We start from the raw sequence: 19,374 nt of genomic DNA on the forward strand, positions 1-19,374 counted from the left end.
ATGAACAAATGCGACGGGAAAAGCATTAAGGTTTGTAGTTACAACATACTTTTACTTGTTTCCTTAATCGTGAGCCTGGCAGCAGTGCGGTTGTCGTTGTGACAGTGAAACGCGGCTAAAGATGCTACGACGAAAGTGACAATGTCCTTGGATGTGTCTGGTACTCCGATTGGTGCTAATGATGCGGCGATCGCCGGACATGCCATTGCGGCAGGCACAATTTTAGTCACTAACAATACGCGGGTATTCGCTCGGGTAGTGGATTTGGATCTTCAGGATTGGGCTAGTTAGCCACCAAAGAAAAGGGCGACCAACGTCGCCCCTAAATCAACCTCAACCACGCATCGGTTCAGTGCGGACCGGTTTATCACCGGCAACAAAGTAATCCGCTTCGCTGCGCGGCAGCGGCTGTCGACCACGAATGTTATCTGCGATTTTCTCGCCGATCATGATGGTCGTCGCGTTCAGGTTACCGGTGATGATCAGCGGCATGATTGAAGCATCTACCACGCGCAGGGCTTCAACGCCGTGAACGCGGCCTTCACCATCGACGACAGACATCTCGTCGTTACCCATTTTACAGGTGCCACACGGGTGATAAGCCGTTTCGCCGTGATTTCGCACAAACTCATCCAGCTGTTCATCGGTCTGGCAATCCAGGCCTGGGCTGATCTCTTTACCGCGATATTTATCCAGCGCCGGCTGGTTGATGATCTGGCGCGTGATACGAATCGCATCGCGGAACTCCTGCCAATCCTGCTCATGTGACATGTAGTTGAACAGAATCGCTGGATGACGACGCGGATCGCGTGATTTCAGGCGTACATGACCGCGGCTCGGTGAGCGCATCGAACCAACGTGGCACTGGAAGCCGTGCGCTTCCACCGCGTTCGAGCCGTTGTAGTTAATCGCCACCGGCAGGAAGTGATACTGAATATTCGGCCAGCTGAACTCTTCACGGCTGCGGATAAAGCCGCCGCCTTCAAAGTGGTTGCTGGCACCGACGCCGGTGCCATTAAACAGCCACTCCGCACCGATTTTCGGCTGGTTCCACCACTTCAAGGCCGGGTAGAGCGAAACTGGCTCTTTGCACTCATATTGCAGGTACATTTCGAGGTGATCCTGCAAGTTCTCACCCACGCCCGGCAAATCATGCACCAGCGGGATATCGAACTGTTTCAGCAATTCAGCGGATCCGACTCCGGAACGCTGCAGAATCTGCGGCGAGGCGATGGCTCCGGCGCACAGCAGCACTTCACGACGTGCATGCGCCTGGTGCGAGGTATTGCTGGAACCCAGCAGATACTGCACGCCAACTGCGCGTTTACCTTCAAACAGAATGCGGTCGGTGGTCGCATGGGTGACGATTTTCAGGTTCGGACGGGTTTTCGCGGTATCGAGATAACCGCGCGCGGTGCTGGAGCGGCGACCTTTCGGCGTCACAAAGCGATCCATTGGCCCGAAACCTTCCTGCTGATAGCCATTCAGGTCATCAGTGCGCGGATAACCTGCCTGCACGCCGGCTTCAATCATCGCCGCAAACAGCGGATTGTTATCAGGTTTACAGGTGGTGATGCTCACCGGACCTTCGCCGCCGTGATAATCATTGGCACCGATATCGCGCGTTTCTGATTTGCGATAGTAGGGCAGGCAGTTCAGGTAGCTCCAGTTTTCCAGACCAGGCTCCCTGGCCCAGTTATCGAGGTCCATCGCGTTACCACGGATGTAGCACATGCCGTTGATCAGCGACGAACCGCCCAAACCTTTACCGCGGCCGCACTCCATTCGGCGGTTGTTCATGTACGGCTCAGGTTCAGTTTCATACGCCCAGTTGTAGCGTTTTCCCTGCAGCGGGAACGCCAGCGCCGCAGGCATCTGCGTGCGGAAGTCGAAGCGGTAATCTGGGCCGCCGGCTTCTAAAAGCAGCACATTGACGCTGCTATCTTCGGTCAGTCTTGTTGCCAAAACGTTCCCTGCGGATCCGGCTCCGATAATGATGTAATCAAATTCCATTAGTCGTTCCTCAGGTTAAAAGCCAAAATTAAAATACGGACTGAAAACGGGTCATTTCGAGCTGCACAGATTTCACCTGCGTGTAGTTTTGCAGCGTCATCAGGCCATTTTCACGGCCCACACCCGAATGTTTGTAACCGCCCACCGGCATTGCGGCGTCAGATTCGCCCCAGGTATTGATCCAGCAAATGCCCGCTTCAATCTGGTGAATTACGCGGTGCGCGCGGTTAAGATCCTGGGTTACCACACCGACCGCCAGGCCAAATTCGGTGGCGTTGGCGCGGCGAACCACTTCTTCTTCGCTTTCATAAGTCAGAATCGACATCACTGGCCCGAAGATCTCTTCACGCACAATGGTCATCTCATCGCGGCAGTCGGTGAACACGGTCGGTTCCACCCATGCGCCGTTATCGAAAGCCGCACCGCTCAGACGTTTACCGCCGCACAGCAGGCGCGCACCTTCGCTGATGCCGGATTCAATAAAGCGCATCACGTTGTCGCGATGCGCGAAGCTCACCAGCGGACCGAAGTTGGTATCTGGATGGTTGAGATCGCCGGCCTTAATACGCGCCACGCGCTCAGCGATTTTGGCTTCAAACGCCGCTTGCAAATTAGCTGGGATAAACACGCGCGTGCCGTTGGTGCAAACCTGGCCCGAGCTGTAGAAGTTCGCCATCATCGCGATGTCAGCGGCGAGATCGAGGTCAGCGTCATCGAAAATGATCAGCGGAGATTTGCCGCCCAGCTCCATGGTGACATCTTTCAGCGTCGAACCGGCCGCATTGGCCATCACTTTCTTACCGCTGGCAACGCCGCCGGTGAAGGAGACTTTATCGATGCCCGGATGATCGGTAAGCAGCTGGCCGGTGACCGCGCCGCGACCGTTCAACACGTTGAACACGCCGTTCGGCACGCCCGCTTCAGTATAGATTTCCGCCAGTTTCAGCGCGGTCAGCGGCGTGACTTCGCTGGGTTTGAAGATCATCGCGTTACCGGCGGCCAATGCTGGCGCGGATTTCCACAGCGCGATCTGAATCGGATAGTTCCACGCGCCGATCCCGGCTACCACGCCCAGCGGTTCGCGGCGGGTGTAAACGAACGAGGTATCGCGCAGCGGGATCTGCTGGCCTTCCAGAGAAGGAATCAAGCCCGCGTAGTACTCGAGCACGTCGGCACCGGTGACGATGTCCACGTATTGGGTTTCGCTCAGCGGTTTGCCGGTGTCGAGGGTTTCCAGCGCGGCCAGTTCGTCATTGCGCTCACGCAGAATATCGACCGCACGACGCAGAATGCGTGAACGTTCCATCGCGGTCATCGCCGCCCAGATTTTCTGGCCTTTTTTCGCGGCGGCAACAGCGCGATCAACGTCTGCGCGTTCCGCTTCATGCACGTCGGCCAGCACTTCGCCGTTCGCCGGGTTGATGGTCTGGAATGTGTTACCTGCCGCAGCGGGAACCAACGCGCCATCAATATAAAGGTGTTGCTCGGTGAATCGGGACATGATTTCTCCTTCCTCAGTGATTCTGGTCAGCCAATTGCTGACGAATGAATTGGGTGGTGAGCTGTCTGGCGATAGCCAAATCGAACGGTTTGCCGCTGAGTGCTGCGCGAAGCCACAGGCCATCAATCAATGAAGCGAGGCCATGTGCCGCCAGACGCGCCTTTTCACGCGGGATAACGCGACGAAACTCGGCTGCCAATGTGGAAAACAGGCGCCGGCTGCTCACGCGTTCTAAGCGGCCCAACTGTGGCTGATGCATGCTGCTGGCCCAAAAATCCAGCCAGGCTTTCATTGCGGCGCTGTGCACCTGAGAATCATCAAAGTTGCCTTCCACAATCGCCAGCAGGCGCGCTTCCGTTGTGGCGTCTGCCAGCGGTTTTAACCTTGCTGCTACCGCATCACGTAGCTGACGTGTTACGTCACGCATCGTGGCTTCCAGCAGACCGTTCTTGTCTTTGAAGTAGTGGCTAATGATGCCTGTCGATACGCCAGCACGTCGCGCAATCTGCGCAATGGTGGCATCGTTGATCCCGACTTCGTTGATGGTGCTCAGGGTCGCATCAATCAGTTGCCGACGACGTATCGGCTGCATTCCCACTTTTGGCATAACACTCCAGCTCCACTTCAATCTTAGAACACTATTAAAACTTTTTTTGATTGCACGTTCAATATAAAAAAGAAATTTGTTAGGATGCTGTGCTTGGATTGTTACAAAAACGAAGCGGGGAAGCGAAGGGACTCAGCGGATGCGTATGCACGCGCATCCCACGAAAACCGCATTTTGCCTCGTCGGGATGCCGTTAATGGCGATCTCCGCGAGCTTCTTTGGCACGTACTACAGGAAATTAACCAGAGGTAATCGATGATTAATCCACCTGCCAGTGAAAAAGACAGAATCAATCCTGTGGTGTTTTACACCTCCGCCGGACTGATTCTGACATTTTCACTTGTCACGATTTTTTACAGCGAACTCGCTGCCAGCTGGCTTTTGACCGCCGTTAACTGGGTCACCTCCACGTTTGGCTGGTACTACATGCTCGCTGCCACGCTGTACATCGTTTTCGTCATCTATATGGCGTGTTCGCGCTACGGCGCCATCAAGCTGGGGCCGGAGCAATCCAAACCCGAGTTCAGCTTGCTGAGCTGGTCGGCGATGCTGTTTGCCGCCGGCATCGGTATTGACCTGATGTTCTTCTCGGTTGCCGAGCCGGTAACCCAATACATGCAGCCGCCAGAAGGTGCAGGGCAGACCATGGAAGCCGCGCGTCAGGCGATGGTATGGACGCTGTTCCACTACGGCGTCACCGGCTGGTCGATGTACGCATTAATGGGCATCGCGCTCGGCTACTTCAGCTATCGCTACAACCTGCCGCTCACCATCCGTTCGGCGCTCTATCCGATTTTCGGCAAACGCATTAATGGCCCGATTGGTCACACGGTGGATATTGCCGCGGTGATCGGCACCATCTTTGGTATCGCCACCACGTTGGGGATTGGTGTGGTGCAGCTGAACTACGGCCTCAACGTGCTGTTCGATGTGCCGGAAGGTTTCACGGCGCAGGCCGCGCTGATTGTGCTGTCGGTGATCATCGCCACCATCTCAGTAACATCCGGCGTGGATAAAGGCATCCGTATTCTTTCTGAGCTGAACGTCGCGCTGGCGCTGGGCTTAATTCTGTTCGTGCTGTTTATGGGCAAAACCGATTTCCTGCTCAACGCGCTGGTGCTGAACGTTGGTGATTACGTCAATCGCTTTATGGGCATGACGTTGAATACCTTTGCCTTCGATCAGCCACGCGAGTGGATGAATAGCTGGACGCTGTTCTTCTGGGCGTGGTGGGTTGCCTGGTCGCCGTTTGTCGGTCTGTTCCTCGCACGTATCTCGCGCGGTCGTACCATTCGTGAGTTCGTGTTGGGTACGCTGATTATCCCGTTCACCTTTACGCTGCTGTGGCTGTCGGTGTTTGGTAACGCGGCGCTGTATGAAATCATTCACGGCGATGCCGGCTTTGCGCAGGAAGTGATGGCGCATGCCGAACGCGGCTTCTATAGCCTGCTGGCGCAGTATCCGGCGTTTAAATTCAGTGCTTCGGTGGCCACCATCACCGGCATGCTGTTCTACGTGACGTCGGCGGATTCCGGTTCGCTGGTGCTGGGTAACTTCACCTCGAAGCTGAAAGACATCAACAGCGATGCACCGAACTGGCTGCGTATCTTCTGGTCGATTGCGATTGGTGTGCTGACGATGGGCATGCTGATGACCAACGGAATTTCTGCCTTGCAGAACGCCACGGTGATCATGGGCTTACCGTTTAGCTTTGTGATCTTCTTTGTGATGGCCGGGCTGTATAAATCGCTGAAGGTGGAAGATCACCGCCGCGCCAGCGCCAGCCGCGATACTGCGCCGTACATTCCGGCCAGTAACGATCGCCTGAGCTGGAAGAAGCGCCTGTCGCGTCTGATGAACTATCCGGGCACGCGCTATACGCAGAAGATGATGGAAGAGGTGCTGTTCCCGGCGATGCAGGATGTGGCGAAAGAGCTGGAGCTGCGCGGTGGACGTGTATCGCTGGAGCGTGCCGAGCCAGAAGAGGGGCAGCCGCTGGGCCACCTTGATCTGCGCGTGTTGCTGGGCGAGGAGCAGGATTTCGTTTATCAAATCTGGCCACAGCAGTATTCGGTACCGGGCTTTACCTATCGCGCACGTAGCGGTAAATCGACCTATTACCGCCTGGAAACCTTCTTGCTGGAAGGCAGCCAGGGCAATGATTTGATGGACTACAACAAAGAGCAGGTGATCATCGACATTCTCGATCAGTACGAACGTCACCTGAACTTTATCCATCTGCATCGTGAAGCGCCGGGCAGCAATATGACCTTCCCAGACGTGTGATCTCAGCCAGGTGCGCCGCGATGCGCACCTGGCACTTTCTCCGATCGCAGCTACACTTTCACGCTGATTAAACGGGGGATGAAATGAAATTAGGCTTTGCTTGTAAGTATCTGGATCAACAGGCTAAACAGCCGTATCCCTTCAAAAGCACCACCCGCACGCGCTTTCTTAGTCTCGATGATGAATCACGCATCACGCTGCTAAACCAACTGGCGCAAAACAATCTGCAAAATCTCACTCTCACGCTTGAAAAGCTGGCCACGCAGCCCGACGCGCTGCGCATGATGCGCATCGGCAGCGATCTATTGCCGCTTTACACGGTGCCGCAAGCGACTCAGCTGTACGGTGAATTATTGCCCGATCTTACGCCGTTACTACGCCGCTGCGGCGAGCTGGCGCGCGCTAATAATATTCGGCTTTCATTCCACCCCGGCCAATATACGGTGCTGGCCTCCGATAATGACGGCGTGGTCGATCGCGCGATTGAGGATGTGGAGTATCACGCCACCTGTGCGGTATTAATGGGTTATGGCCGACAGTTTCAGGATTTCAAAATCAACATCCATATGAACGGCAAAAAAGGCTTTGAGGGATTCCGCGCCGCGTTTCTGCGGCTCACCCCTGAAGCGCGCAATATGCTGACGGTGGAGAATGATGAAATATCCTGTTCGCTGGACGATGTGTTGCAGGCGCGTGAGTTGTGTCCGGTAGTGCTGGATATTCACCATCATTGGGTGAAAGAGAACCACTATATTCAGGCTGATGATGCGCGCATCGCGCTGATAAAAGCGTCGTGGCGCGGTGTGCGGCCAGTTTTGCACTATTCGATTGCGCAGGAAGGTTTGATTCCCGATCACGGTTTCCCGGATCAGCAGGATTTAGCGGTGTCGAAAACCAAACTTCGCGCCCATGCCGATTATTACTTCAATCAAAGCTTAAATGACTGGGCGCTGTCGTTTGATGCCTTCGATATTATGTGCGAAGTGAAAATGAAAAATTTAGCGCGCGACCGTTTGTACGATTATGCAGTCGAGCGCCAGATCATCACGGCGCCGTAATCACAATCGCCACGCGGCGGTTTTGCGCACGGCCCTGCGGGTTATTGTTGCTGGCAATCGGCGCGCTCATTCCTAAGCCGCGCGTAACGATATTTTCGCGCGGAATGCCTGCGCCTTGCGCCCATTGTGTCGCAACGGCGTTGGCTCTTTTCAACGACAGCTGCTGGTTGTAATCCGCTTTGCCGTAATTATCGGTATGACCATCAATACGCACATGCTTAATGCCGGTCGTCGCCAGATTTTTCGCCATTGTCTGAATGGTGTTTTTACTGGCGGGAGTGAGTTCCGATTCGTTGACGCCAAACAGAATTTTGTCCGATAAACCTAATCCCCAGCCTTCGCTATTTTGGCTGAAACCGGCATTACGCATCGCCGCGATCTGTTCATCACTGAAACGTCCTTTTGCCTGGCAACCGACCAGCGCCAGCACACACACCATCAGGAAAATTTTCATCTTCATCTCCGCACCTTACTCTTTCCCTTATTTTTGTACATGTTCATATCTGCGCGTTCCAGAATCGACTCAACCGTATCGCCGTGCTGCGACCAGGCGTAGCCAATGGTCACCGAGGTGGAAATCGGAGTGCCTTCAGCAATAACAATTTTCTGGCTGATGGCTTCATTAATATCCTGCATCAGCAACTGCAATTGCGCCTCGCTGGCGCGGCTGCTCACCAGCATGGCAAACTCATCGCCGCCTAAACGCGCGACTAAATCCTGTTTATACGCCAATGCGGAAAGGCGCGAACCAATCGCTTTCAGTACTTCATCACCGGCGGCATGGCCCCAGTTATCATTGATGCTTTTAAAGCGATCGCCATCGAGAAACAGTAAAACAAAGCGCTCTTTCGCCAGTTGCTGATCGAGCAGTTGAGTTAAACGCGCCACAAAGGCGGCGCGGTTGGCGAGGCCGGTCAGCGGGTCTTCCAGCGCTTTGGCGGCCAGCGTGCGATTATCGCGGATCAGAGAAGCCTGCAGCGTCTGCATCTCTGTCAGCAACGAGTTGAGGTCATTGGAAAACAGCTGAAATTCGCGCGTCGGGCTTTCCGGGATACGTAAGGAAAAATCACCAGAATGGATCACGTAGTGGATCGAGCTGGTGATATTACGCAATGAGGCAAGTATGCCGCGATGGAGAAATTCACTCAGCAGGAAGGAGATGATTAACACGCACAGCATGCCGCTGGTCAGAATCATCAGCGAATAACGGATGAAATCGGCCGCACCGGTAACGGTGCCTTCCAGCGTCAGCGTACCGACATTGGCTTCCGAGTGGTTAATATTAACGCTGAGCGGTTTAAGATAAATCCACTCACGTAATAATCGCGGATACCAGCCGGTCTGTTCTTGTCGATCATGCCAGTCAACTAAAACAGTGTGATCGTCAGTCACCAGTTTGGCGGAATCGAACATGCCTTCATTGCCGAGGCGCGCGATTTTATTATGCGCGTCGTAGCTGTCTTCAAATACCGTGGCGGCCGTCAGCGTGGTGCTGAGCGTGGCGGCAATTAATTCCAGATTTCTTTTCTCGTAGCTTTTAATAAACAGCAGGGAAGTCGATGAGAGCAGCAGCCAGCACAGCAATAAAATCACCGCAGAGTTGATGGTGCTAATCTTGCGCAGCTTGTTACGAATCGATGATTTGTCATTTAGTGAATTTTCTATTTTCATCTTATTTGCTTCCATTGCGGGACAGCAACAGTACGTCCGGACTCACCTTGACGCCGCTCCTGGCAAGCGAATCAAGGTTGACTGAGAACAGCGTGTGGTCGGGTTTAAAAATCAGGCAGAAGGCGGCGCCAATGGTACATTCCGCATTGTTTTCAGCGAGGGTTAATACCGCCTTACCTTTGAGGTGATTAAAAAGTTCAACCTGTTGTTGCGGCGTCTGATCGCCAAAATAGACCGCATCGCAATGCTGCGTTGCCAGTTCACTTTCACTGGCGAGATAAACCACGCTAAACGGAACGGCTGAAGGCACACTATTTTGTGGCAATGAGAGATGTTGCGCGGAGGAAAATACGCAGAGTTGCGGCGCGCCGGTTAAACCCGGCCAATGGGTAAAACTAATAATACCGCTGACAATGCGATTGGCTTTATCGTCTTTTATTTCAGCAATTGCTGAGCGAGAAATAAACAGCAGCAGAAATAGGGCAGTTACGACGATTTTGCAGATATGGAGCAGGGAAAGCAGTACGTCGGCTTCCCGATGAAGTTGATGTTTACGTAACATACTGCGTTCCCGAGAGTTCTTCGCATTATTCAGCGCGCAAATAGTAGCACCGCTACGGTTAAAAATGTACCTACAGTTCGTAGGGCCGCTATTCATGGCGATTTTCTCGCAAAATACTCACCCGAGCATTCCACAAATTTCTGCGATATTTGTAGACGGCATTGCGCGAAATTATTTTATGGATAAACGACCAAAAAGGGCGCACTTCACCAAAGTGTGATCCAGCACACATTTATCGGCCTGATAACTGCTACGCGTTAAAACGGCTTAAATCGCTGATGCCGGATAAATTAGCGACAAAACCGCATCTTTAACGTGGATTTTCATTAGCCGTGCTTACGCATCTGCGCCACATGCAAACCGCGCGATGAACATGGTTTTCGATTACGAAATAATTCGACATATTTATCGAGGTGAGGCTTTTTCACATTCTGGCAGGATACGCAACATTCAGTACATCCTGGTCACCGTGTCATGCAGTGGTTTTCAAAAAACGCCGTTTTTTTTGCTGTAAAAACCTGTTTGGCCGCCTTTCTGGCACTCTATTTCGCACTCGAACTGAATCTGGATAAACCGGCGTGGGCGGTGACCACGGTATTGCTCGCATCACAGCTCTATTCCGCCTCAACCATTTCCAAATCGGTGTTCCGTCTGCTGGGGACACTATTGGGCGGCGTATTCGTCTTCTTTATCTTTCCGCCGACCGTTCAGCATCCGCTGCTGTTCTGTTTCTGCATTTCGTTATGGGTCAGCGTTTGCCTCTATCTGTCACTGCACGACCGCACGCCGAAGAGTTACGTGTTTATGCTGGCCGGTTACAGCGCGGCGATCATGGGTTTTCCGGAAGTCACCACGCCGCTGTCGATCACCAGCACGGTGATTTCGCGTATAGAAGAGATCACGCTCGGCATCGTCTGCAGCAGCCTTGTGCATGCGCTGTTGTTTCCGGTATCGATGCGCAGTCTGTTGGAGCAGAGTGTCAGCCACTGGTATCTTAACGCGCGCAAACTGTGCAGCGATTTGCTTTCCGGCATTCCCAGCGATAGTTCGCCTGAGCGTGACGATATTCTGATCCGCATGGCAACGCATCCGCAGCAGGTGGAAGTGCTGATCACCCACTGCGTTTATGAAGGTGACGCCGCGCGGAGACTGATTCGCCTGGTTAGCGTGCAGTATCAACATCTCTCCTATTTGATCCCGACTCTCACGGCTATCGAGATGCGCCTGCAGCGGCTCTCGATACTGCAGATCGCCTTTCCGGAAAACGTGGCGCAAACCTTTCAGCTGTTTCTACAGTGGCTCAATGATGGTGAAGCGGTAGGGGAAACCGGCGGCATCCAGCAGACGTTAAGCGCTTGTCAGGCTGAACTTAACCTCGCCTGGCAAAACGGCGACTTGCCTACTGAAAACTGGCTGCTTTTTACCGGATTAATGGAACGGCTGGCGGATTTTGTCCGTATTGCCGGGGCCTATCAAAGCGTTGGTGGATTGGTAAGCGACCTGTCGGGCGACACCACACTGGCGCGCGGCAAACGCACGCACCGCTTTTTCGATAAAGGGTTAATTCGGCTTTCGGCGCTAACCGCGTTCTGTGCCACCTTCGGTTCCTGCTTGCTGTGGATGGGATCAGGCTGGCGTGATGGCGCATCGGCACCGGTGATGGCGGCGATTCTCTGCTCATTGCTCGCCAGCCAGGATACGCCGCTGACTTCAATGAAGCTGTTTGTGCGTGGCGTAATCGTGGCGATCATTATCAGCGTAATTTACGTGGCGCTGCTGCTGCCGCAAGCCACTTCGTTTGAGGCGCTGATGATTTGTCTTGCACCCGGACTGATGATTCTGGCGCTGATGATCGCGCGGCCCTCGACCAACATGATAGGCCTGAGCGTAGCGATTCAGATCCCCGGCTTTATCGGCCTCGGCCACCATTTAAAACCCGATTTGGTGCTGCTAATCAATAACGCGATTGCCACCATGGCGGGCGTGATGTTTGCGGTAATCATCACCGCCATCATGCGTAACAAACGCCCATCATGGACCGCGCGCCGCGCCGTGCGACAAGGTCTGCGCGAGCTATTGCGCTTTATTAAAGAGACCGAACGAAACGGTTCGTCACTGCTGGGACGGCAACGTTTTATCAGCCTGATGCTGGATAAAGTGAATGTGGTGTTGCCGCGCTTACGGCTCGATCCGCATCCCGATATGCGTTCAGCCGGCATGTTGCTCAAGGAAGTGTGGCTGGGCGTGAACAGTTTTGATTATTACGCGCGCCACAAAGAGCTGCTGCAGCAATATCATCTGGATAGTGGACAGATGTTTCATGAGCTGGCGCTGTTTCTCAAACGCCGCCTGAAGTCACTGCAAACCCCACCGCATGCGGATTTGCAGGAGGAGCTGGATTTACTGTTGCTGAAGCTGGAACAACTGGCGAAGCGCGACGAAAGGGTGCTGACGCCGCTGTTCCATCTGTTCAGTATTCGGCTCTATCTGTTCCCGCAACAAGCGTGGCCAATCATTAAGTAGGGTCGCCATTCATGGAGTAATGCTCGTCAGTTAAGACATGAAACCCTCATCACCGAGATCACACATTGTAGCGGCGCAATTCATTGCGCGATAAATCGCGCCGCTACGGAAGGTGCGGTGATTTGAAACGGCGCTTAACTGATCGGCATTACGCCATTCATGGCGACCACTTATTTACAGCGCCTCCAGATTTCGCCCGTTGCTGGCGATCACTTGCTTGTACCACCAGAATGATTTTTTGCGGATGCGTTCCAGGCTGCCGTTGCCTTTGTCATCACGATCGACATAAACAAACCCGTAGCGCTTACTCATTTCGCCGGTCGAGGCCGCCACCAAATCGATGCAGCCCCACGTGGTATAACCGATCAGCGGGATACCATCGGCAATCGCTTCGCCCATCGCCTGAATATGCTCCTTCAGATAGCTGATGCGGTAATCGTCGTTAATCTCGCCGTCGGCATTGATTTCATCGTGCGCGCCGAGTCCGTTTTCCACCAGAAACAGCGGCTTCTGGTAGCGGTCATACATCATGTTCATGGTGATACGCAGACCGAGTGGATCGATGCCCCAGCCCCAATCGCTGCGTTTGACATGCGGATTGGTCAGCGATTTCACCACGTTGGCGGCGCTGCTGTTTTGCTCGTTCATCTCTGCCGAGGCGCAGCGTGAGGCGTAATAGCTGAAGGAGACGAAATCAACGGTGTGACGCAGCGTAGCGGCATCTTCCGCTTCCATCGCAATCTCTATGCCTTTTTCGCGGAACACCCGCGCGGCATACGAAGGATAAGCGCCGCGCGCCTGCACATCGATAAAGAACAGGTTTTCGCGATCCTTCTCCAGCGCGGCCCATACATCCTCCGGCTTACATGACCACGGATAGAAGTTGCCACCCGCCAGCATGCAGCCGACCTGGTTTTCCGGGTTAATTTCATGGGCGATTTTAGTCACCAGCGCGCTTGCCACCAGCTCGTGATGCGCCGCCTGATACTTCACCTGCTCCGGGTTTTCGCCCGGTTCAAACACCAAACCTGCGCCAGAAAACGGGCTGTGCAGCAGGATATTGATCTCGTTAAAGGTCAGCCAATACTTCACCAGACCGTTGAATTCTTCAAAGCAGGTACGCGCGTAGCGGTTGAAAAATTCGATCATTTTGCGATTGCGCCACGAACCGTATTCGGTCACCAAATGCATCGGTACATCGAAGTGGCACAGCGTCACCAGCGGCGTGATGCCATATTTCTGGCACTCTTCAAACAGGCTGCGATAGAACGCGATGCCTTCCGCGTTAGGCGTCAATTCATCGCCTTGCGGATAAATACGGCTCCAGGCAATCGAGGTACGGAACACGGTAAAACCCATTTCTGCCATCAGCGCGATATCGTCTTTATAGCGACGGTAAAAATCGATGGCGTTATGGCTTGGGTAATACTCATCGCTGCGCAGTTCGAAGCGCTTTTCCAGGCCCAACTTTACCGGCATGCGATGCGCACCGTGGGGGATCATATCCACCGTGGTTAAACCTTTACCACCCGCCAGATAGCTCCCCTCTGACTGATTAGCGGCTAATGCGCCGCCCCACAAAAATCCCTCTGGAAATGTCACTTCAGACATAAAAACCTCATTTACACCTTGGATAAATTAACGTTGGCGGGATTGGCATCATCCGTTACCGGCTTTGGCTGTGCGGGCTCGGTGACCGGGATATCTTCAAAGCCGAGAATCAACGTCAGAATGAAGGAGAGCACCACCGACAGCACCATCACGCCAGCGACCCACACGATGCTCATCGGATTGGTGGGATCGAAAAACTGTACGCTGGTGAACAAGCCTGGTGAGGCCATTGAATGGCTGGCAAGCCCACCAATCCCGGCCACTGCGCCGCAGATAAAGCCGCTGATCAGGCTAGCGATCAGCGGACGTTTCAACCTGACCGCCACGCCATACAGCGCCGGTTCAGAAATGCCCGCGACAATCGCCGATGCCGCCGCCGCAAACGCAGTTTGACGCAGTTCAGGGTTCTTGGTTTTGAATGCCACCGCCAGCGAAGAACCGCCCAGCGACAGGTTGGCCCCGATCTCCGACGGCATCACCATGCCTTCTTTGCCGGTTTCGGCGATGGTTTGAATGATGGTGGGGGTAAATACGCGATGCATCCCGGTCATCACCAGCAGCGGCCACAGCGCGCCCATAATCGCCACCGACAACCAGCCAAGATAGCCGTGAATGGTGTAGACCAGCGCGGAAATGCCGCTACCAATCCAGATGCCGAGCGGTCCAATCAGCACAATGGCAATCGGCGCGGCCACCAGCACAATCAGCATCGGCTTGAGGAAGTTCTTGGTAACCGCAGGCGTGATACGATCAACCCAGTATTCGATATGCGACAGAATCCACGTCATCACTAACGCCGGAATAACCGTGTAGGTGTACTTCACCGCCGTCACCGGAATGTAAGCAAATTCCACCGCCTGGCCTTGTGCGGCTTTCGCCATTAAATCGACAAAGTTGGGATGCACCAGCACACCCGCGATGGCAATCGCCAGCGACATGTTGGTTTTGAATTTCAGCGCGGCGGAGGCGGCCACCATAATCGGCAGGAAGAAGAACGCGCCGTCACCTATCACGTTGAGGATGATCAGTTTGGAAGAGTCTTTCTCCAGCACGCCGCTCATCTCCAGTACCATCGCCAACAGCTTTACCATCGAGCCACCAATAATCGCCGGGATCAACGGTGACATGGTGCCCACCAGCGCATCAAGAATACCGGCACCGATGCTGCGTAGGGTGATTTTGCGTTTCACTGGCGCGGCGCCTTCGCTGTTCGGCGTGCCGAGCTTCAACACTTCCTGATAAGCGAGGTTCACATTGTTACCAATGATCACCTGACACTGCGTGTCGGTGTGCACCACGCCCATCACGCCGGGAATGGCTTTCAGTGTGGCGTTATCAATGCTGGCGCTGTCTTTCACCACGAAACGCAGGCGCGTCATGCAGTGCGTCACCGCTTCGATATTGTTCAGGCCGCCGAGCGCAGCCACGATGGCGCGCGAGACATCCGCATAATTTTTAGCCATGGATTTTTAATCTCTGATTATTTGGTAGGGGTACAACAGTTTCTGCGTGATTTTTCATCATGAGAAACCGGTTTCACAAAATCATGAAGATGCAATGTAATCCAGGCAAGAAATTTAAAATTCGATAGTTGAAAGTGTGAAGTTGATCGCTTTGACTAACTGGACGGCTATGCGGTGATGGCAGAAAAATTGCCGCCTATTTCGTGGCTTAGGTACACTGCTGCAATGAGCATGGAAAAAGAGTGAAACATGGCGACGATAATCGAGGTGGCAAAAGTAGCAGGCGTATCCAAAGCGACCGTATCGCGTGTGCTGTCTGGCAACGGCTATGTCAGCCAGGAAAAACGCGAGAAGGTGTATCAGGCGATTGCCGCTACTGATTTCCGTCCTAACTTGCTGGCGCGCAATCTGGCGACCAAATCCAGCCAGACGATTGGGCTAGTGATCACCAATACCCTTTACACCGGCAGCTACTTCAGCGAGTTGATGCAGCACTCTGCGCGCCTGATGGAACAGCAGGGACGTCAGTTGTTGCTGGTGGATGGTAAACACAGCGCCGAAGAGGAGCGTGCGGCCATTCAGTTCCTGCTCGATTTGCGCTGCGATGGCGTGATCATCTATCCGCGTTTTCTCACCACCGATGAAATGGACAGCATCATTGCGCAGCATAAACACCCGATATTGGTGATCAACCGCCGTCTGCGTCAGCACGACAGTTACTGCATTTACTCGGATCAACAGCGCAGCAGCAGCGTCGCGGTGGAGCAGCTGATTGCGCTGGGCCATCGCGACATCGCCTTTATCACCGGTTCACTGGATTCGCCGACCGGCCGCGAACGTCTGGCGGGCTACCACGCGGCGCTGACCAAACATGGCATTGCCGTTGAAGATGCGCTGGTGGTCGAAGGAAAATGGCAGGCGCAAAACGGCATGACAGCGGTGCAACAGTTACTGAAGCAGGGCAGAAATTTCACGGCGCTGGTGGCCAGTAACGATGATATGGCGGTGGGCGCGCTCAAAGCGCTGGCGGCCGCGCAGATTGCGGTGCCTGCACAAGTGGCAGTGATCGGTTTCGATGACATCCCGCTAGCGCCGTTTACCATTCCGGCGTTATCCAGCGTGAAAATGCCGGTAACCGAGATGATTCAGGAAACCATTGATCGCCTGATTTCCATGCTGGATGGCGGCGAAATGCGCAATGACAAAACCTTTGCCGGTGAATTAATTATGCGTGAATCAGTTGGGCCGGGACCGCATCACCATCAGTGATGAAAAATTGGGGTTTCTTATTCCAGTCATTTAGCCACTGATGTTATGTGGAAATTTATTTCTCTATTAACAGGCTGAGGGGAAAACGGGTTCCCCCCGCACCGCCATCCGGTGCGGGAGCGTAATTTTGCCCTGTTTAAACTCTTCTTCAATATCGATACCTAAAGCTTCACGCATATAAGCGTGGCGCGTCCACTCCATATAAAACGGATAATAAAGGCCATCGACCACGCCCTGAAAATCGATATGCTTTTCATCCACCTCATACTGCTTTGCAAACATTTTTATATCCTTATCTGAGAGTTAGGGGAATAAGCAGGGTGGTATACCTCAGAACGCACGTCCGGTAAACGCCGGTTAGTCGGCAGGTGATGATGTTCACAATTTAATGCTAAAAATCATCACCGTTAGCTCCTTCGGATTTTTCAAAGCAACACCTCGGTTAATGCTGTTTTCGCTGCCAGGCGTAGGAGGGTATACCTTGCGAAACCCTTTTTTCGCAGAGCAGGCCAGCATGACCACACATACTCGCATCCGTAAATTCAACACCAAAGAAACCTATCCCAATCAGGCACTGGATAACGATCTCTGTCAGGCGGTGCGCGCAGGCAATACCGTGTATGTCCGTGGGCAGATTGGCACCGACTTCGCGGGCAACCTGGTAGGATTAGGCGATCCCGCCGCGCAAGCCGAACAGGCGATGAAAAACGTTAAACAGCTACTGGAAGAAGCGGGCAGCGATTTATCGCACATCGTCAAAACCACCACTTACATCATTGATCCCCGCTATCGCGAGCCGGTGTATCAGGTGGTCGGCAAGTGGCTGAAAGGTGTGTTCCCGATCTCCACCGGTTTGGTGATTTCCGGTTTAGGTCAACCGCAATGGTTGATGGAAATCGATGTGATCGCGGTTATTCCTGACGACTGGCAAGCGGAATAAGAGGCGCGAAACGATGACGTTATCCATTGTGGGACGCTGCGACGCAACCGGTCAAATCGGCATTGCCATTAGCTCATCCAGCATTGCGGTAGGCGCACGTTGCCCATGGCTTCGCGCGGCAGTGGGCGCAGTATCAACTCAGAACATTACCTTACCCGCGCTAGGCCCGCGCATTCTTGATCGCCTGCAACAAGGCGACAGCGCAGAAGCCGCGCTCAAAGCCGGACTCGCCAGCGACGACTCTTCCTCTTATCGCCAGGTGACGGTGTTAGCCGCCGATGGCCAAACGGCCTGCTTTAGCGGCGACAAAACGCTGGGCATTCATAACGCGCAAACCGGTCATCACTGTGTTGCGGCGGGCAATCTGCTGGCTAATCCTGAGGTGATTCCGGCGATGGTAAGCGCCTTCGAACAGCATTCCGGTCACTTAGCCGAGCGCTTAATGGCAGCGCTGCAAGCGGGCATGCAGGCAGGCGGGGAAGCGGGGCCGGTGCACTCCTCTGCCTTGTCGATCGTTGATGATCAGGTGTGGCCGATTGTCGATCTGCGTGTTGACTGGACGGATGGCGATCCAATTAGCGAACTCGACCAGTTGTGGCTGGCTTATCAACCGCAAATGAACGATTACGTGACGCGCGCCATTGATCCAACGCAGGCACCCCGTTATGGCGTGCCGGGCGACGAGTAGGAGTTTCCATGTTTACCAGCCGACAACTGCTTGAAAAGCTGGTGGCGTTTGACACCACCAGCCGTGAATCCAACCTGGCATTGATCGATTTCGTCTGGCGTTACCTGAATGATTTGGGAGTAAACGGTGAGCTAATTCACAACGCGGAACGCAGTAAAGCCAATTTGTATGCACGTCTTGGACCCGCTGGCGATGGCGGCGTAATGCTCTCCGGCCACAGCGATGTGGTGCCGGTGGAGGGACAAAACTGGAGCGTGCCACCGTTCGCGCTCACCGAACGTGACGGCAAGTTATACGGGCGCGGCACCGCTGATATGAAAGGTTACATCGCCTGCATGCTGGCGGCAGTGCCCCATTTTCTGGCACAGCCGCTAAAGCAACCGCTGCATCTGGCAATCTCCTATGACGAAGAGGTCGGCTGCCTGGGCGTGCGCACCTTGCTGGAGGCGCTGTCGCAGCGCCCGGAAAAGCCGTCAATCTGCCTGATTGGTGAACCCACCGAATTGCAACCGGTGCTCGGTCATAAGGGAAAACTGGGTGTGCGCTGCGAAGTGAAGGGCGCGGCTTGCCATTCTGCCTATGCGCCGCAGGGTGTCAATGCCATCGAATATGCTGCGCAGCTAGTTCACCAATTAACGGCGATCGGCGAGCGCCTGGCGCAGACTGCACAACATGACACACGTTTTGATCCCCCTTTTACGACGGTGCAAACCGGCATTATTCGTGGCGGCACTGTATTGAACATCGTGCCCGCTGAATGCGTCTTTGATTTTGAAGTGCGCACCTTGCCCCAGCATGACGCGCAAGCCGTTGCCGCTGAGATCGAGACCTTCGCGCAATCAGAGCTGGTGCCGCGTATGCAGGCAGTCGCAGTGGACAGCGCGATCCGTTTTTATCCTATCAGTGGCTATCCCGGGTTATTAACCGATGCCCAAAGTGACGCTGCGCGATTGATCGCCTATCTCACTCAATCCAGCGACTTCAGTACGGTAGCCTTTGGCACCGAAGGCGGCTTGTTCCACCAGGCCGGTATTCCCAGCGTGATTTGTGGGCCTGGCAGCATGGCGCAAGGTCATAAACCCGACGAATTCATCAGCATCGCTCAGTTGGATGCCTGTGACGCCATGTTGCAGCGCTTAGCCGCATGGATGAGTCAATAATTACTGTGACAACGTCACACCA

Annotated in this window: 15 protein-coding genes and 2 pseudogenes; 8 read left to right on the forward strand and 9 right to left on the reverse strand. The window is 54.1% G+C overall.

The annotated features are described in order from the left end of the window. Nucleotides 1-111 precede the first annotated feature (111 nt). Nucleotides 112-291, forward strand: a pseudogene (locus Q3H59_RS22955) (VapC toxin family PIN domain ribonuclease); the annotation flags it as partial. A gap of 42 nt (nt 292-333) precedes the next feature. Here the strand turns inward: Q3H59_RS22955 and betA are convergent. Genes betA through betI form a run of 3 tightly spaced genes read right to left on the reverse strand, consistent with a single transcriptional unit; the run spans nt 334 to nt 4,121 of the window. Beyond that, nucleotides 334-2,013: a choline dehydrogenase gene (gene betA / locus Q3H59_RS22960; protein ID WP_192413101.1), complete on the reverse strand. Its 1,680-nt coding sequence runs from the start codon at nt 2,011-2,013 to the stop codon at nt 334-336. Between the two features lie 28 nt (nt 2,014-2,041). Next, nucleotides 2,042-3,514 (reverse strand): betaine-aldehyde dehydrogenase, encoded by a 1,473-nt coding sequence (betB, locus tag Q3H59_RS22965; protein WP_309837495.1) that lies wholly within the window; start codon nt 3,512-3,514, stop codon nt 2,042-2,044. A 13-nt stretch (nt 3,515-3,527) separates the two neighbouring features. Beyond that, entirely contained in the window at nt 3,528-4,121 is a 594-nt protein-coding gene (gene betI, locus Q3H59_RS22970) for a transcriptional regulator BetI (protein ID WP_101761563.1), read from the reverse strand. 255 nt (nt 4,122-4,376) lie between these two features. Here betI and Q3H59_RS22975 point away from each other — a divergent pair, with 255 nt between their 5' ends. Then, nucleotides 4,377-6,407 carry a choline transporter gene (locus tag Q3H59_RS22975; RefSeq protein ID WP_192413096.1) on the forward strand — a complete coding sequence of 677 codons (2,031 nt, stop codon included), beginning with the start codon at nt 4,377-4,379 and terminating at the stop codon, nt 6,405-6,407. An 83-nt stretch (nt 6,408-6,490) separates the two neighbouring features. Further along, the gene (gene uvsE, locus Q3H59_RS22980) at nt 6,491-7,465 is read left to right on the forward strand and encodes a UV DNA damage repair endonuclease UvsE (RefSeq protein ID WP_192413094.1); all 975 of its coding nucleotides are present in this window, start codon (nt 6,491-6,493) and stop codon (nt 7,463-7,465) included. On the opposite strand, the gene Q3H59_RS22985 is transcribed toward uvsE, so the two are convergent. From Q3H59_RS22985 to Q3H59_RS22995, 3 genes are read right to left on the reverse strand one after another with little or no spacing between them, the layout of a single operon-like run. Next, the gene (locus tag Q3H59_RS22985; protein ID WP_192413091.1) at nt 7,452-7,925 is read right to left on the reverse strand and encodes an OmpA family protein; all 474 of its coding nucleotides are present in this window, start codon (nt 7,923-7,925) and stop codon (nt 7,452-7,454) included. The genes uvsE and Q3H59_RS22985 overlap by 14 nt on opposite strands. Further along, the gene (locus tag Q3H59_RS22990) at nt 7,922-9,136 is read right to left on the reverse strand and encodes a diguanylate cyclase domain-containing protein (RefSeq protein ID WP_137387329.1); all 1,215 of its coding nucleotides are present in this window, start codon (nt 9,134-9,136) and stop codon (nt 7,922-7,924) included. Before Q3H59_RS22990 ends, Q3H59_RS22985 begins: the two co-directional genes overlap by 4 nt. 1 nt (nt 9,137) lies before the next feature. After that, nucleotides 9,138-9,698 carry a YfiR family protein gene (locus tag Q3H59_RS22995; protein ID WP_192413482.1) on the reverse strand — a complete coding sequence of 187 codons (561 nt, stop codon included), beginning with the start codon at nt 9,696-9,698 and terminating at the stop codon, nt 9,138-9,140. A gap of 474 nt (nt 9,699-10,172) precedes the next feature. Between Q3H59_RS22995 and Q3H59_RS23000 the strand changes: the two genes are divergently transcribed. Beyond that, complete coding sequence (locus Q3H59_RS23000; RefSeq protein WP_309837501.1) at nt 10,173-12,221, forward strand: FUSC family protein; 2,049 nt, start codon at nt 10,173-10,175, stop codon at nt 12,219-12,221. Between the two features lie 174 nt (nt 12,222-12,395). Here Q3H59_RS23000 and Q3H59_RS23005 read toward each other — a convergent pair whose 3' ends face one another. Together Q3H59_RS23005 and ascF are read right to left on the reverse strand one after the other, a co-directional pair. Further along, nucleotides 12,396-13,832, reverse strand: a complete 1,437-nt coding sequence (locus Q3H59_RS23005; protein ID WP_309837504.1) for a 6-phospho-beta-glucosidase — start codon at nt 13,830-13,832, stop codon at nt 12,396-12,398. A gap of 11 nt (nt 13,833-13,843) precedes the next feature. Next, the gene (gene ascF / locus Q3H59_RS23010; protein WP_309837506.1) at nt 13,844-15,295 is read right to left on the reverse strand and encodes a PTS cellobiose/arbutin/salicin transporter subunit IIBC; all 1,452 of its coding nucleotides are present in this window, start codon (nt 15,293-15,295) and stop codon (nt 13,844-13,846) included. Nucleotides 15,296-15,544: 249 nt separating this feature from the next. Here ascF and Q3H59_RS23015 point away from each other — a divergent pair, with 249 nt between their 5' ends. Next, complete coding sequence (locus tag Q3H59_RS23015; RefSeq protein WP_309837508.1) at nt 15,545-16,564, forward strand: LacI family DNA-binding transcriptional regulator; 1,020 nt, start codon at nt 15,545-15,547, stop codon at nt 16,562-16,564. Nucleotides 16,565-16,687: 123 nt separating this feature from the next. On the opposite strand, the pseudogene Q3H59_RS23020 reads toward Q3H59_RS23015, so the two are convergent. Then, nucleotides 16,688-16,846, reverse strand: a pseudogene (locus tag Q3H59_RS23020) (acyl-CoA thioesterase); the annotation flags it as partial. Nucleotides 16,847-17,078: 232 nt separating this feature from the next. Between Q3H59_RS23020 and Q3H59_RS23025 the strand changes: the two are divergent. Genes Q3H59_RS23025 through argE form a run of 3 tightly spaced genes read left to right on the forward strand, consistent with a single transcriptional unit; the run spans nt 17,079 to nt 19,352 of the window. Then, nucleotides 17,079-17,504, forward strand: a complete 426-nt coding sequence (locus Q3H59_RS23025; protein WP_008106850.1) for a RidA family protein — start codon at nt 17,079-17,081, stop codon at nt 17,502-17,504. Nucleotides 17,505-17,517: 13 nt separating this feature from the next. Beyond that, on the forward strand, nt 17,518-18,192 hold the full coding sequence (locus Q3H59_RS23030) for a DUF1028 domain-containing protein (RefSeq protein WP_137387335.1): 675 nt from the start codon (nt 17,518-17,520) through the stop codon (nt 18,190-18,192). An 8-nt stretch (nt 18,193-18,200) separates the two neighbouring features. Next, nucleotides 18,201-19,352: an acetylornithine deacetylase gene (gene argE, locus Q3H59_RS23035; RefSeq protein WP_309837510.1), complete on the forward strand. Its 1,152-nt coding sequence runs from the start codon at nt 18,201-18,203 to the stop codon at nt 19,350-19,352. Nucleotides 19,353-19,374: the final 22 nt, after the last annotated feature.

Source organism: Pantoea sp. SORGH_AS_0659, assembly GCF_031453915.1.
Classification (GTDB): domain Bacteria; phylum Pseudomonadota; class Gammaproteobacteria; order Enterobacterales; family Enterobacteriaceae; genus Pantoea; species Pantoea leporis.